The organism is Sulfitobacter sp. SK012 (genome assembly GCF_003352085.1).
In the GTDB taxonomy this organism is placed as follows: domain Bacteria; phylum Pseudomonadota; class Alphaproteobacteria; order Rhodobacterales; family Rhodobacteraceae; genus Sulfitobacter.
Genome location: NZ_CP025804.1, coordinates 3,489,741 through 3,503,563, shown reverse-complemented (window position 1 = coordinate 3,503,563; position 13,823 = coordinate 3,489,741). Strand labels below are relative to the sequence as shown.

Sequence of the window (13,823 nt, the reverse complement as noted above, 5' to 3'; positions counted from 1 at the left end):
TGATTTGAATCAATGTTGTTTGCGTTTCTAGCTGGTTGAATTGCAATTCAGTTCACAAAAGCGTTATCGTAGCCCAAATATTCCATTGGAGGGAACTTTCATGACCAACCTTAGATGTCTTTCTGGGTCGACGGCCCTAGCGATCATCATTGCCAGCACATCCTTTGCTCAGGAAATTCAAGCCGACGAAGGCCAGCTGAACGGCCTGTTTCCAACCGACAAGCCATATTCTCCATATGTTGATCGTTCGTTTCCTGAGCGCCCTCTTTGGGGCGATAGCCATTTGCACACCTCCCTTTCGATGGATGCGGGCGGCTTTGGTAACCGACTAGGACTTCACGAGGCCTACCGTGTGGCGCGTGGAGAACAAGTGACGGCGTCCTCAGGTCAGGACATACGGCTCAGCCGCCCTCTGGATTGGCTGGCAATCACGGATCACTCCGACGGGATGGGCATGATTGGCGACATTCTGGCCAAGGCTCCGATCATTACGCAATACGAGCAAGGCGCGCGTTGGGCCGAAGGTTTTGGAGCCGGAGGTCAGGAAGCCGTTGACGCGACGCTCGATCTGATTGGAACGTTTTCCCAAGGCAAAATGGACCCCGAAATGTTTGCCAATTATTCACCGGGCGCACGGCGTTATGCGACGATCTGGGACGAAGTGATTAATGCTGCCGAGGACTTCAATGACCCTGGTACATTTACAGCCTTTATTGGCTTTGAGTGGACGTCTCTTGAAAAGGGGGCCAATTTGCACCGTAACGTCATTTTCCGTGATGGTCCCGACCGCGCGCGCCAGGTTGTTCCGTATACAACCCAGGCCCCCGTCGGAAGCAATGACCCGCTGGATTTGTACAAATATCTCGAAAACTATGAAACCAAAACAAACGGCTCGACCATGACATTCGCGCACAACGGAAACCTATCCAATGGCATTATGTTCCCGATGGATGCGCAATTCACCGGCAAGGCAATTGACAAATTTTATGTGGAACAGCGTGCCAAATGGGAACGTGTGTATGAGGCAACCCAGATCAAAGGTGACGGGGAAACACATCCTTTCCTTTCACCAGATGATGAATTTGCTGACTTCGGGACTTGGGATGTAGGCAATCTGGATTTGAGTGCGGCAAAAACCGACGATATGCTTGCAGGTGAATATGCTCGTGAAGCTTTGAAAAACGGCATGGTTCTCGAAGATAAATTCGGCACCAACCCCTACAAATTTGGAATAGTCGGAGCGACAGATTCGCATAACTCATTGCCCGCAATTGAAGAAAATAACTTCTTCGGCAAGCACTCCGGATACGAACCATCTCCGGAACGGCTATCTCATCCTTTCATGAAAAACGAAAATGGAGAGATCTTCAGTTGGCAACAGGTTGCATCCGGTTTGACGGCTGTCTGGGCCAAAGAAAACACCCGTGCATCCTTATTTGATGCCATGGACCGCAAAGAAGTTTATGGGACAACCGGCCCGCGCATGGCCGTGCGTTTCTTTGGCGGTTATGATTTCAACGACGCCGATCTCAAACAACGTGAAATATCCGCAGTCGGATATGAAAAGGGCGTCCCCATGGGGGCTGATTTGATCGCCCCACCGGAGAACAACAAAGCGCCCAACTTCTTGGTAGCCGCACTGCGTGACCCGATTGGTGCCAACCTTGACCGCGTGCAAATTATTAAAGGGTGGGTGGATACTGAGGGTAACACGCACGAAAAAGTATACGACGTGGTTTGGTCGGATGAACGGGAAATGGATGCAAACGGAAAACTCTCCGCGGTCGGCAGCACGGTCGATGCGGCAACAGCTACTTGGGCGAATACAATCGGTGCCTCAGAACTAGTTACGGTCTGGAGCGATCCAGATTTTGATGCTGGTGAACGTGCCTTCTACTATGCTCGGGTTCTCGAAATTCCAACACCACCGTGGTATCTCTATGATGTTGTTAAATATGGTTTGGAAGTGCCAGAAGGTGCCCCGCTTGAGCATCAAGAGCGCGCGTACACGTCTCCGATCTGGTACACACCAAAAGGCTGAACCGCACGTTCGAAGTGTGGTCTCAAAAGTTGTCGATCTATAAGGGGCGGCAATGCCAATGACTGGCTATAAAGGGTAGAAGTAGGGTCTATAAAACTACTTCTGCCCTTCAACGTAAAACAGCACCAAACTCCGATATATTTCGATGCATTTCTAAGCAGATATTCGGAAATGCTGGGCCAATGTCCGCAATCCGCGGCGACCTCAACCGGTCGATGCAACACACTCTGCGGACATCTCTGCTGGCGTTTGGTCTTGCGAGGTCTTGCGAGGTCGTTCGTTGAGTTGCCTTGCAATTGCACTGAGTTTTGCTTGGGAATGAACGGATAGGTCCGTTCCGCGAGGCAAGTGCTGCCTCAAAAGCCGGTTGGTGTTCTCGTTTGACCCGCGCTGCCACGGTGATTGTGGGTCGCAGAAGTAGACATCAACGTCGGTTGCCAACGTGAATCGCGGATGATCTGCCAGCTCTTTGCCACGATCCCACGTCAGCGACTTGTAGAGCTCGCGCGGCAGTTTCTGAGCCGATTTGATCAGCGCCGTGATGACACTCTGTGTGTCTTTGTTCGCGACTTTGACCCGCATCACGTACCGAGAATGCCGTTCCACGAGTGTCGCGATATAACTGTTCTTTGATCCACCGATTAAGTCGCCCTCCCAGTGGCCCCGAACAGCACGATCTTCGACGGACGCAGGCCTTTCGCTGATAGATACAGCGTCCTTGATCTGGCCATTTCCCTTTCGCTTCTGGCTGGCATGCTGTGAGCGCCGGACAGTGCGTTTAGCCCGCAAGTGCTCCAGAAGCTCCTTCTTCAGGACACCGCGGGCCTGTATATATAGGCTTCTGTAAATCGTTTCGTGTGACACCTGTTTGTGCGCCTCTCCAGGGGATGCGCGTTTGAACCAACCAGCAACTTGTTCTGGCGACCACTTGCGCCGTAACTTTGCGGATACTGCGTGGGCCAACATCGGGTGACAAGCCAACTTGCACATCTTGGGGCGCAAAGCCCGATCCCATGCAGCTTGGTCTGATGCCGTTGCGCGATAGCACAACTTGCCCCCATTGCGTCGTACCTCGCGGCGGATCGTTGAAGGCGCACGTCGCAACTGACGCGCAATTGCCCGGAGAGATTGCTTGGTGCTGAGCCCACGAGATATCTCTTCACGCTCAGCAAGGCTCAATGCAGAACGACCGCGTCTGCGATCAGGTAGACGTATTCCGCCCGTCGGTGAAATCACGGAAAATACCGACGATGAGTGGCGATCAAAAACGCGCCCAATCGACCTCATCGACTCGCCACGCTGCCATCGATCCCAGATATCGGCACGCTGTTCGGCTGAATAATAGATCCTGCGACGATACTTCATTCAAAACACTCCATCTCTTCCTAAAGATTAAAGTGTTGCGTCGATCAGTTGAGGCAACCGCCCTTCGTGTACAATAATCTACACGCCGCAGCTATTGGTTGCTAACCGATCAAAACTGCCATTCGCTGTGTCCTGCACCAACGACAGCTATGCGGGGCAAAACCGACCTTGGCAGAATATTGATTAATGACCGCTTGTTCGATGCTGCTCTTTTAGCGAAACGCAACTTGGGAGGATTGTGAATACTCGCTGGACTTGTAAAGCCGAACGGGTTGAGTAACAAAAATAGGCGCTCAGGTCGGCGTTCCAGCATTTTGTGGTTTACTACTGAACCGCACAGCAAGTCGGATGATATCCGACTATATGTTGAGGGCGATCACAAAATAACAACGCATCGCGATTTCAATAGAAATGTTATGAGAGGGGATTCTTCAACTGTAGCAACCGTTTAAGTATGCGACGCAGCGACTATTGCTGGACCTGAAGCGTCACCGTCATTGCCTCGTAAGCGTCGCCCATCCGCATCCCGGATACTGGTGCGGCGTCAATGGAATCACGGCCCACCGCCAATCTGATATAGCGTTCATCGGGCGAAATACAGTTGGAAACATCAAAAGCGACCCAGCCCAGCCCCTCGATATGGGCCTCGGCCCAAGCATGGGTTGCGTCCTGATCAATGCGGTCGTCCATCATCAGATAGCCGCTGACATAGCGCGCAGGGACACCCGCGTGGCGCAGAGCGGCGATGAAAATCTGCGCATGATCCTGACAAACACCGCCCCCAAGGGTTAGCGCCGCCTCGGCGGTGGTGGTGACATCCGTCGCGGCCTGCCCGTAAGGCACGGCCTCAAGGATGCGGGCGGAAAGAGCGTGCAGCTCGCCCAGATCACCATCGCGGTTCGAAATTATTTCCGAGAGCGCGGCAATGCCCTCGCCTGCTTTGGTGCGAAGCGTGCTCTGTCTAAAGTGCCACAAGGGGGCAGCCCCGTAAATTTTGCCGTAGATCCCGTCTGTGTTATGGGTTTCGATCTCGCCCGAAACTGTCAGCGATATCTGCGTGGCACCGCCCTGTGCCTGAACCAAGGTGCAGTGGTTATTGTATTGATCCTCGCATGTCAGTTCGGCTGTTCCACCCTCGATGTCCATGCTCCAGTCGTGCACAGTCTGGTTGCGATTGGTTGCAGGGGTCAGGCGCACCTGTTGCAGGCCGTAAGCGACGGGCGCATCATATGAATATGTCGTTGTATGACTAATCGAAAGCTTCATGCGCGATACGTTTCCCTTAGAGGTGGCTATCCATTAAATCGGTAGTCTTTTTCAATCTGCGCGCCGATAGTATTGTTGTCGCGGAGAAAGGCACTGATGAACTGGTGTAGGCCTGCGTCAAAGATCGACCCGATTGTGTGCGCGCGCATCTGGGCTAATTGCGCCTCTATCAGGGCATGACAGTCCATCCGTATCCCGTAATCTTTTTCAAGGTAAGACAGCTTTTCAGCGATCAGACTGCTTGAGAAATAGAGCGACCGGGGAAAGCGCGTATCAAGGATCAGGAACTCTGCGATTCCTGCAGAGGTCATCTCACCATCGCCCAGCCAGCGAAACGAGCGATGCGCAGAAACAGAGCGCAAAACCGTCTCCCATTGCACGTTATCCAGCGGTGAGCCGACAAAGCTGGCGGAAGGGAGCAGGGTGTAATATTTCACGTCAATGATCCGCGCCGTGTTGTCCGCACGCTCAACCGCTGTGCCGATCTGGGCAAAATCAAAAATGTCGTTGCGCAGCATAGTGCCATGCAGGGCACCGCGCACCAAGGCGGAGTGCCGGCGGATTTCACCCAAAAGCGCGGGCAGTTCGGTGTCGCGGATCGGGGCCTTCAGTGCGTCTTTCATCGCCATCCAGTTCTCGTTAACTGCCTCCCAAACCTCGGTTGTGAGGGCGGTACGCACCATGCGTGCATTGGTGCGTGCAGAGTGCACCGAGGACATCACGCCGGAGGGGTTGGAGGTGTCGCGCAGCAGATAATCCACCACATTTTCAGCGGTGTAATTCTCATAGATGGCGTCATAGCCGGCCCGCACCCCTGCGGTCGTAACGACGGATTTCCAGTCTGATGTGGTGTCGTTCGAGCGTGTTAATGCGATGCGAAACCCCGCCTCGATCAAACGGGCGGTATTCTCGCTTCGCTCAAGACACCGGAACATCCAATACAGCCCACCTGCGGTTTTGCCCAACATGCTCTAGTCCTCCAGAACCCAAGTGTCTTTTGTCCCACCGCCCTGACTGGAATTCACCACAAGCGATCCTTCTTGCAATGCAACGCGGGTGAGCCCACCGGGGGTAATCTCGATTCCGCGTGGAGAGACCAGCACAAACGGGCGCAAATCCACATGTCGCGGGGCCAGCCCTTTTTTGGCAAAGATCGGGACAGTGGACAGCGACAGCGTCGGCTGCGCGATGTAGTTTTTAGGGTTCGCTTTGAGCTTGTCCGCGAATGCCGCCAGCTCTTTCTTACTTGCGGCAGGGCCCACAAGCATGCCGTAGCCGCCAGAACCGTGAACCTCTTTCACAACAAGATCCGTCAGATTGTCGAGCACGTATTTCAGCGCGCCTGCTTCTGCACAGCGGAAGGTCTCCACGTTCTTGAGAATGGCTTTTTCACCGGTGTAGAATTCGATGATATCGGGGATGTAGGAATAGATCGCCTTGTCATCGGCGATGCCTGTGCCGGGGGCATTGGCGATGGTGATATTGCCTGCGCGGTAGACATCCATGATGCCTGGCACGCCCAGCATCGACTCCGGCTTGAAGTTTAGCGGATCGAGGTAGCCATCATCCACACGGCGGTAGAGCACGTCGATGCGTTTGTAGCCTCGGGTCGTCCGCATGGCGATATGGCCGTCCACGACACGCAGGTCATGCCCTTCGACCAACTCTACGCCCATCTGGTCGGCAAGAAACGAATGCTCGAAATATGCAGAATTGTGGATGCCGGGCGTCAGGATCGCCACGGTACATTTGCCCTCGCAGTTGCGCGGCGCACAAGCGGCCAGCGAGCGGCGCAGGTTCTTGGGGTAATCACTGACGGGTTTCACGCGGTTCTGACTGAACAACTCGGGAAACATCTGCAACATCGTCTCGCGGTTCTCGAGCATATACGAGACACCAGAGGGCGTGCGGGCATTGTCCTCAAGCACGTAAAAATCATCCTCGCCCGTGCGTACAATATCGGTTCCGACAATATGGGTATAGACATTGCCTGGCGGGGTCAGGCCGATCATCTGGGGCAAATAGGCGTCGTTATTGGCGATCAGCTCGACAGGGATGATCCCTGCGCGCAGGATCTCTTGGCGGTGGTAAATATCGTGCAGGAACATGTTGATGGCGCGCACGCGCTGCTCAATCCCGCGCGACAGTTTGGTCCATTCGCGGTTGGCGATGATCCGTGGGATCAGATCAAAGGGGATCAACCGCTCTTGGGCCGCCTCTTGGCCGTAGACGTTAAAGGTAATGCCGGTACGCCTGAAAAACGCCTCCGCCTCTTTGGACTTTGTTTTGAGGCGTGAGGGGTTCTGATTCATGAACCAGTTTTTATAGGCGCGGTATGGCTCTCTTACGCTGTCAGGTGCCGATAGCATCTCGTCGAAATGGTTTATTTTTTGATCCATGAAACGACCGTATCGCTATTCTGCGAGACTACAACAGATCAAAAAGATACGCTTGGTGTAAACCTTTGCGCCGTCAATGCAGCGCCTCATTTTTAGGCCCACAACAGATTGGAGCCCACCGATGCGGGCTACCTGTTGCAACTGGTCTACCCGAAGTGTCACTCATAGGCGGTAATCGCGCCGCGATGGACGCAAGGAGACAGCAAAAAATGTCAATCACCGCAAGCATCTATCACTTGACGCATTACAAATACGACCGGCCCGTGACGTTGGGCCCGCAAATAATCCGGCTGCGTCCGGCGCCGCATTCCCGCACGCGGGTGATCTCGCACAGTTTGACCGTCTCGCCCTCTGCACATTTTGTGAACCACCAGCAGGACCCTTATGGCAATTGGCTGGCGCGCTTGGTCTTCCCCGAACCGGTGCGCGAGTTCAAGATCGAGGTCGATCTGGTAGCCGATATGTCGGTCTATAACCCCTTCGATTTCTTCGTCGAGGATAGCGCAAAGGAGTTTCCGCTGAGTTATGACGCTGACATCGCCCCTGACCTCAGCATCTATCTGCGCATGGAACCTGTGGGCCCATTGTTGCAGGCATTTCTGGCCAGTATTCCGCGCAATCCTATGGTCACCATCGATTTTCTGGTCATGCTCAACAGCCGTTTGACTGCCGAGATCAACTATGAAATCCGCATGGAGCCCGGGGTGCAGACGGCCGAACAGACATTGGGCCGCGCTGCCGGGTCATGCCGCGATACCAGCTGGCTTTTGGTGCAGACATTGCGCAACCTCGGCCTCGCGGCGCGGTTTGTCTCAGGCTATCTGATCCAACTTAAACCCGATCTGGTTGCCATCGACGGCCCTGCGGGCACGGACAAGGATTTCACTGATCTGCATGCTTGGGTCGAGGTATATCTGCCCGGTGCAGGCTGGGTCGGGCTTGATCCCACGTCTGGCCTGTTGGCAGGGGAGAGCCATATCCCGCTGGCCGCAACCCCCCATTACCGCCATGCCGCGCCGATCTCGGGCGTGGCAAGTGCGGCTGATGTCGAGTTTGCCTTCGACATGCAGGTCACCCGCACGGCAGAGCACCCGCGCATCACCAAACCCTTTTCCGAGGTTGCGTGGGATGCGCTCAACACCCTTGGCCATGATGTGGATAAGCGGTTGCAAGCGGGTGATGTGCGGCTGACCATGGGTGGCGAGCCGACCTTTGTCAGCATTGACGATTTTGAGAGCGATGAGTGGAATTCTGACGCCGTGGGCCCGACCAAGCGCGGGTTGGCGGATCAGTTGATGCGCCGTTTGCAGGGAAAGTTCTCGACAGGTGGCTTGCTGCATTACGGTCAAGGTAAATGGTACCCCGGCGAGACGCTGCCGCGTTGGACCTTCTCGCTGTATTGGCGCAAGGATGGGCAGCCGATCTGGCACGACGCTGATCTGTTGGCCCGCGAGGACACGAATGAGGATGTAGGCCCCGATGACGCGCAGAACCTGCTGACACAGATTGCTGCCTATCTGTCGGTGCCGTCTGAAAACGTGCTGCCCGCCTTTGAAGACCCAGCCGAGTGGATCATCAAAGAAGGCAACCTGCCTGCCAATGTGACGCCCGATAACTCCAAGCTCGCCGACCCAGAGGAACGTGCGCGTATTGCAAAAGTGTTTGAGCGCGGCTTGAGCACGCCTGCGGGATATGTCCTGCCGGTACAGCGCTGGCAGGCGCGCGCCTCCAGCCGCTGGATGTCCGAAGTCTGGAACCTGCGGCGCGGCAAGGTTTTTCTGGTCTCGGGCGACAGTCCGGTGGGCTACCGCTTGCCGCTTGGCACGCTGCCCCATGTGCCGCAAAGCGACTATCCTTTCATCACGCCGCAAGACCCGACAGAGGCCCGTGGCCCTTTGCCTGATGCTCCTGCGCCAGTCCCGAAAGCAGCAGAGCAAAAGATTGCCCACCGCACGCAAGCTGCTGCAGGGCAGGAGCAGATTGAACAGACTTTGGGCGATCTTGATGGCCGCGTCCGCACCGCCATCTCGGTCGAGCCGCGCGACGGGCGGCTGTGTGTTTTCCTGCCGCCTGTGGAAAAGCTGGAAGATTACCTTGAACTGATCGCCGCTGTGGAAGCAGCGTCCAGCACCATAAAGCGCAAAGTCTTGATCGAGGGCTACGCACCGCCCTCTGACCCGCGGATCGAGGTGATGCGCATCGCCCCTGATCCCGGCGTGATTGAGGTGAATATCCATCCCGCCGCCAGTTGGGAGGCCTGCGTGCACACCACGCAAGCGGTCTATGAAGAGGCGCGGCAATGCCGACTTGGCGCGGATAAATTCATGACGGACGGGCGGCATACGGGCACGGGCGGTGGCAACCACGTGGTTGTAGGAAGTGCTACTCCTGCGGACAGTCCGTTTCTGCGCCGCCCTGATTTGCTCAAAAGCCTGATCCTGTTCTGGCAGCGGCACCCAAGCTTGTCATATCTATTCGCAGGAACTTTTGTGGGCCCCACCTCGCAAGCTCCACGCATCGACGAGGCACGGCATGATGTCCTGTATGAGTTGGAAATCGCGCTGGACCAGATTTGGCCCCCGAGTGAGGACACGCCGCCACCGCCTTGGCTGACGGACCGGTTGCTGCGCAACGCACTGATCGACGTGACCGGCAACACGCACCGGACCGAGATTTGCATCGACAAGCTTTACTCTCCCGATGGTCCAACAGGACGCTTGGGATTGGTAGAGTTTCGCGGATTTGAGATGCCGCCCGATCCGCGCATGAGCCTTGCGCAGCAGGTGCTGATCCGCGCGCTCATCTTGCGGTGCTGGGAAAACCCGATCAGTGGTAATCTGACCCGCTGGGGTACAACGCTGCACGACCGCTTTATGCTCCCTTCCTTCATTTGGGAGGATTTTGGCGATGTGTTGGCGGACCTGAAAGCGCATGATCTGGTGCTCGATCCTGCATGGTTCGAGGCGCAGTCCGAGTTCCGCTTTCCGTTCTGTGGCGAGGTCACGTACGAGGGCATCACGCTGGAGCTGCGCCAAGCGCTGGAGCCGTGGCATGTGTTGGGTGAGACAGGGGCGATTGGCGGCACAGTGCGCTACACCGACAGCTCATCAGAGCGTTTACAGGTCACTTTAAAAGGCGCAAACCCTGACCGCTATACTGTGACTGCAAATGCGCGTGTGGTGCCACTGCAGGCTACTGCAGCCAATGGCACCCGTGTTGGTGGCGTGCGCTACAAGGCTTGGAAACCGTCGCTATCGCTTCATCCCGTGCTAGAGGTCGATGCGCCCCTTACGTTTGACATTTTTGATAAATGGACGGGCAAATCGCTGGGCGGGTGCCGCTATCATGTGGCACATCCGGGTGGACGTAGCTTTGACACTTTCCCCGTGAATGGCAATGAGGCGGAGGCGCGACGGCTCAGCAGGTTTGAGAAGATGGGCCACACTTCAGGGGCGTTCACACCTGTGCCGGAGCGGCCCCACCCTGAGTTTCCAATGACCCTCGATCTTCGTCGCAGGCCCGGATTATAACTTTGCCTTATTAACCTTGACCGTGTCGCTATTTCGCCACTTTGGTCCCTTTTTTGCGGTAGCTTGGCAGCCGCATAAGGGCTGTGCGCAACGCATCGCCCCAATCGTCTGAAATCGTTTGATAATAGGGGTTGTCCGCCTCGATACGGGTTTGTTCCTCAATCTCGAAGCTGTCTTTAGGATAGACCTGCAAGTCCAGTGGAAGCCCTACTGAGAGGTTCGCCTTTATCGTGGAGTCAAATGAAACAAGCATCAGCTTGATCGCGTCCTCGAAACTCATGTCAGGCTGGTAGGCGCGTACAAGGATCGGCTTGCCGTATTTCGCCTCGCCGATCTGGAAGAAGGGCGCGTCTTCGGTCACTTCGATGAAGTTTCCTTCGGGATAGATCAAAAATAGCGTAGGCGCGCCGCCTTTGATTTGGCCACCGACAATCAGCGTCGCAGTAAAGCGCGACGAGCCTGTCTGTCCGCCCATGGCACTGTCGCGGATCACTTCTTGGAGAGTTGAGCCGATCAGGCGCGCAACCTGAAACATCGTGGGCTGTTCAAGAATGGTTGGATTGCGCTCTGAAACAGTTTTGGAGCGTTCTTCAAGGACACTGATCAACGCTTGGGTTGTTGCCAGATTGCCAGCAGTCATAATGGTGATTACCCGATCGCCGGGGACATCCCATGTGAACATCTTTTTGGTAGTCGAGAAATTGTCGACCCCCGCGTTGGTGCGCGTGTCGGACATGAAGACAAGGCCGCGATTTAGGCGAAGGCCAATGCAATAAGTCATTTCTCAAAAATCCGGAGCTTGGAAAGTGGCATCAGTACGTAACATGTTCCTACGGTGCTACCCGCTTTGATACAATATGGGATTAACGCAGAAAATGCAGCACACCTAACGTATCAGCCTGATCAGAATGCAATCCGGCGTACTTCGACAGATTGCTCGACAAGGTTCATCCAGCCGTAGGACGTCATAAATGATGTGTCCGCAGCATCGCGTCCCACACCAATGCGCACCATTTCCGCAGTTTTGGCCATGCCAGTTGCATCGACAAGATGCCACGCACCGCTCAGATAGACTTCGGTCACTGCATGGAAATCCTGCGGCGCTACATCCGCTCCATAAACACTGACGAAACGCGCTGGAATTCCAGCCGCGCGGGCAAAGGTGATGAGCATATGGGCATAGTCCCTGCAGACGCCAGACAGGCTGTTGAAGCTGTCTGTTGCCGTGGTTCCCGCAGGGCTGGATGCACTGTCATATCTGAAATTGCTGCTGATCCAGTCGCGCATGGCACATATCAATGCGCCTCCTTGCAAGTCCCCGAATTGGGTTGAGACAAAGTCGAGAAACAATTCGGGATGGCAATAGCGCGACGGCATCAGAAATTTGATGACATCAGCGGGTATTTGACCCCACGATGTTTGCGCAAGAGCATTCAAGGCTGTGACCCTACGCGTTACATCGACTTGCGCGTGATACCGGCATTCAAACCCTAACCCGGTCTGTATCCATCTGCGGGTTCCGATTCCTTCTTCGCCCGCAAGGCTGTAATGGGTGGTACCGGAATCGAACGTCATCTCAACGGCATGCAGACGCTGGGTCTCCTCCGCCGCAGCTTCAATTTGAAGCAACAGGTCAACAGGTTGCGTTGTGTCGTACACGAGATGGGCACGGATCAAAAATCGCATTGGATGTTCCTAAGGATAAGTAGGGCCTGTATCACACCGAGTGCAAACCATGTCGACCGTGCAAGTCGGGTTAAAATCATGAAGCGACAGCAAGGCCCTATCGAAATCAGGGAACACATACAGAGGCATTTCTATTTTGATGAAATGAAAGGAGATGAGAGGAAGGTGAATCTATTCGCAGCTGGCCCGTTCCTGCAAAATACGCTGTGGTGACGTGTTCCGTGACCAAGGCCAGTTTTAGCCCAAATGCCACCCCAAGAGTATTACGCCAAGCAGTCGAAAACACACCCATAGGGAATATCTAACCCACCCAAACGTTGCTTTCGTGTACCGATTGCCGATTTGGGGAAGCTGTGGCGCAGCGTTTGGTACTAAAGCCAACGCTCACGATAGGTCGAAATCTTGAGATCCATTACCGGGCTTTCTTCAGACCGGACATTGGTGCGCCGCGCAGCATCGGTAACATTGGGCTCTGTTCCGACATTCGCTGCACCGTCCACGAAGGTCGGCTGTGGGCCGTTTGTGACCAATGCTGCACCATGCACATTTCAACAATAAGGGCGGAATGCGGACCTTGGCCGCAATCGCCGCCATGACCGCTTCCGGCCCGAACCCGACATCCAGCGAGCACACCTCATGCTGCGGCTGCAGCCCGCATAGCAGGCATTCCTACATCTTGTGGCGCTCTCAGAGTGTCGATGCGGGACAAAGCAGCCCAAAGCCGCTTTGTCCGTTTTTTGAGATTACAGGTTTGGCAGTTCGGGCAGATCCTGGCCCAACCATGTGTTCGAGAAGGTGTTCAAGTCGCCGCCGAGGGTCTTGTGCAGGATGAACGTGTTCACCCAGAACAGCAGGTCGATGTTGCCTTTCTTGACGCCGATAAAGGCCGGAGACTCCTTGAGAATGAACTTTGTTTCGATATCGGCGTCCGCATTTGCGGCGCTGATTTCAGCGGCAACCGTGTTCCCGCTGACAAGGACATCAACCTGACCGGATTCGAATGCCGCACGTGTCGCGGCGTTGTCACCAAAGCGGATGATCTCGGTTGTTTCGGGCGCGATATTCGTCAGCTCCAGATCTTCCAGTGTGCCACCGGTCAGGCCAACCGACATGCCAGCAAGATCGGCGACGCTTGCGATGGATTTGTCAGAGGCTGCAAAGACACCGGAAAAGAACGGCGCATAAGCGGAAGAGAACCAGATGGATTTCGCACGCTCTGGGTTGGCACCCATTGTCGCGATCACAAGGTCAACGCGATCCGTTTCAAGGAACGGAATACGTTGGTTGGATGTGACCGGCACAAGTTCTAGTTCCACGCCCAGATCCGCAGCGATCAGTTTGGCAACATCAACGTCATAGCCTTCGTATTCACCTGATGCCCCCAATGACCCGAACGGCGCAAAGGATTCTGGAATGGCGATTTTAACCGTTCCAGCAGCAAGGATGTCAGCAAGGTCAGCCGTAGCTTGTGTCGCCACTACGGGGAGTGAGAATAGTGCCGCCGCAAAGAGTTTGGTAAGTTTATTCATGGTAAGT

The 13,823-nt window shown here is 55.1% G+C and carries 9 protein-coding genes; 2 read left to right on the top strand and 7 right to left on the bottom strand.

Features of this window, described 5'->3' with window-relative positions; genetic code table 11:
* Window positions 1-100: 100 nt before the first annotated feature.
* Window positions 101-2,041, top strand: a complete 1,941-nt coding sequence (locus C1J03_RS17090; RefSeq protein ID WP_114887685.1) for a DUF3604 domain-containing protein — start codon at window positions 101-103, stop codon at window positions 2,039-2,041.
* 204 nt (window positions 2,042-2,245) lie between these two features.
* Here the strand turns inward: C1J03_RS17090 and C1J03_RS17085 are convergent, their stop codons facing one another.
* The 4 genes from C1J03_RS17085 to C1J03_RS17070 all read right to left on the bottom strand — a co-directional run bounded on the left by C1J03_RS17085 (window position 2,246) and on the right by C1J03_RS17070 (window position 7,071).
* Window positions 2,246-3,406, bottom strand: coding sequence for an IS30 family transposase (locus C1J03_RS17085; RefSeq protein WP_114887684.1), 1,161 nt, complete (start codon window positions 3,404-3,406; stop codon window positions 2,246-2,248).
* A gap of 468 nt (window positions 3,407-3,874) precedes the next feature.
* Window positions 3,875-4,672, bottom strand: coding sequence for a transglutaminase family protein (locus tag C1J03_RS17080; protein ID WP_114887683.1), 798 nt, complete (start codon window positions 4,670-4,672; stop codon window positions 3,875-3,877).
* Window positions 4,673-4,698: 26 nt separating this feature from the next.
* Window positions 4,699-5,640 (bottom strand): alpha-E domain-containing protein, encoded by a 942-nt coding sequence (locus C1J03_RS17075; protein WP_114887682.1) that lies wholly within the window; start codon window positions 5,638-5,640, stop codon window positions 4,699-4,701.
* A 3-nt stretch (window positions 5,641-5,643) separates the two neighbouring features.
* Window positions 5,644-7,071, bottom strand: coding sequence for a circularly permuted type 2 ATP-grasp protein (locus C1J03_RS17070; protein ID WP_114887681.1), 1,428 nt, complete (start codon window positions 7,069-7,071; stop codon window positions 5,644-5,646).
* 209 nt (window positions 7,072-7,280) lie between these two features.
* On the opposite strand from C1J03_RS17070, the gene C1J03_RS17065 reads away from it, so the two are divergent.
* Entirely contained in the window at window positions 7,281-10,601 is a 3,321-nt protein-coding gene (locus C1J03_RS17065; RefSeq protein ID WP_114887680.1) for a transglutaminase family protein, read from the top strand.
* A 28-nt stretch (window positions 10,602-10,629) separates the two neighbouring features.
* On the opposite strand, the gene C1J03_RS17060 is transcribed toward C1J03_RS17065, so the two are convergent.
* From C1J03_RS17060 to C1J03_RS17045, 3 genes are all read right to left on the bottom strand, one after another.
* Window positions 10,630-11,382 (bottom strand): proteasome-type protease, encoded by a 753-nt coding sequence (locus C1J03_RS17060; RefSeq protein ID WP_114887679.1) that lies wholly within the window; start codon window positions 11,380-11,382, stop codon window positions 10,630-10,632.
* Window positions 11,383-11,504: 122 nt separating this feature from the next.
* Window positions 11,505-12,287, bottom strand: a complete 783-nt coding sequence (locus tag C1J03_RS17055) for a transglutaminase-like domain-containing protein (protein WP_114887678.1) — start codon at window positions 12,285-12,287, stop codon at window positions 11,505-11,507.
* Between the two features lie 743 nt (window positions 12,288-13,030).
* Window positions 13,031-13,816 carry a transporter substrate-binding domain-containing protein gene (locus C1J03_RS17045; protein ID WP_114887676.1) on the bottom strand — a complete coding sequence of 262 codons (786 nt, stop codon included), beginning with the start codon at window positions 13,814-13,816 and terminating at the stop codon, window positions 13,031-13,033.
* Between the last annotated feature and the right edge of the window lie 7 nt (window positions 13,817-13,823).

Excerpts from the sequence above, each read along its gene's own strand:
- C1J03_RS17090 (WP_114887685.1), top strand. The coding sequence starts at position 101 with ATGACCAACCTTAGATGTCTTTCTGGGTCGACGGCCCTAGCGATCATC.
- C1J03_RS17085 (WP_114887684.1), bottom strand. The coding sequence starts at position 3,406 with ATGAAGTATCGTCGCAGGATCTATTATTCAGCCGAACAGCGTGCCGAT.
- C1J03_RS17080 (WP_114887683.1), bottom strand. The coding sequence starts at position 4,672 with ATGAAGCTTTCGATTAGTCATACAACGACATATTCATATGATGCGCCC.
- C1J03_RS17075 (WP_114887682.1), bottom strand. The coding sequence starts at position 5,640 with ATGTTGGGCAAAACCGCAGGTGGGCTGTATTGGATGTTCCGGTGTCTT.
- C1J03_RS17070 (WP_114887681.1), bottom strand. The coding sequence starts at position 7,071 with ATGGATCAAAAAATAAACCATTTCGACGAGATGCTATCGGCACCTGAC.
- C1J03_RS17065 (WP_114887680.1), top strand. The coding sequence starts at position 7,281 with ATGTCAATCACCGCAAGCATCTATCACTTGACGCATTACAAATACGAC.
- C1J03_RS17060 (WP_114887679.1), bottom strand. The coding sequence starts at position 11,382 with ATGACTTATTGCATTGGCCTTCGCCTAAATCGCGGCCTTGTCTTCATG.
- C1J03_RS17055 (WP_114887678.1), bottom strand. The coding sequence starts at position 12,287 with ATGCGATTTTTGATCCGTGCCCATCTCGTGTACGACACAACGCAACCT.
- C1J03_RS17045 (WP_114887676.1), bottom strand. The coding sequence starts at position 13,816 with ATGAATAAACTTACCAAACTCTTTGCGGCGGCACTATTCTCACTCCCC.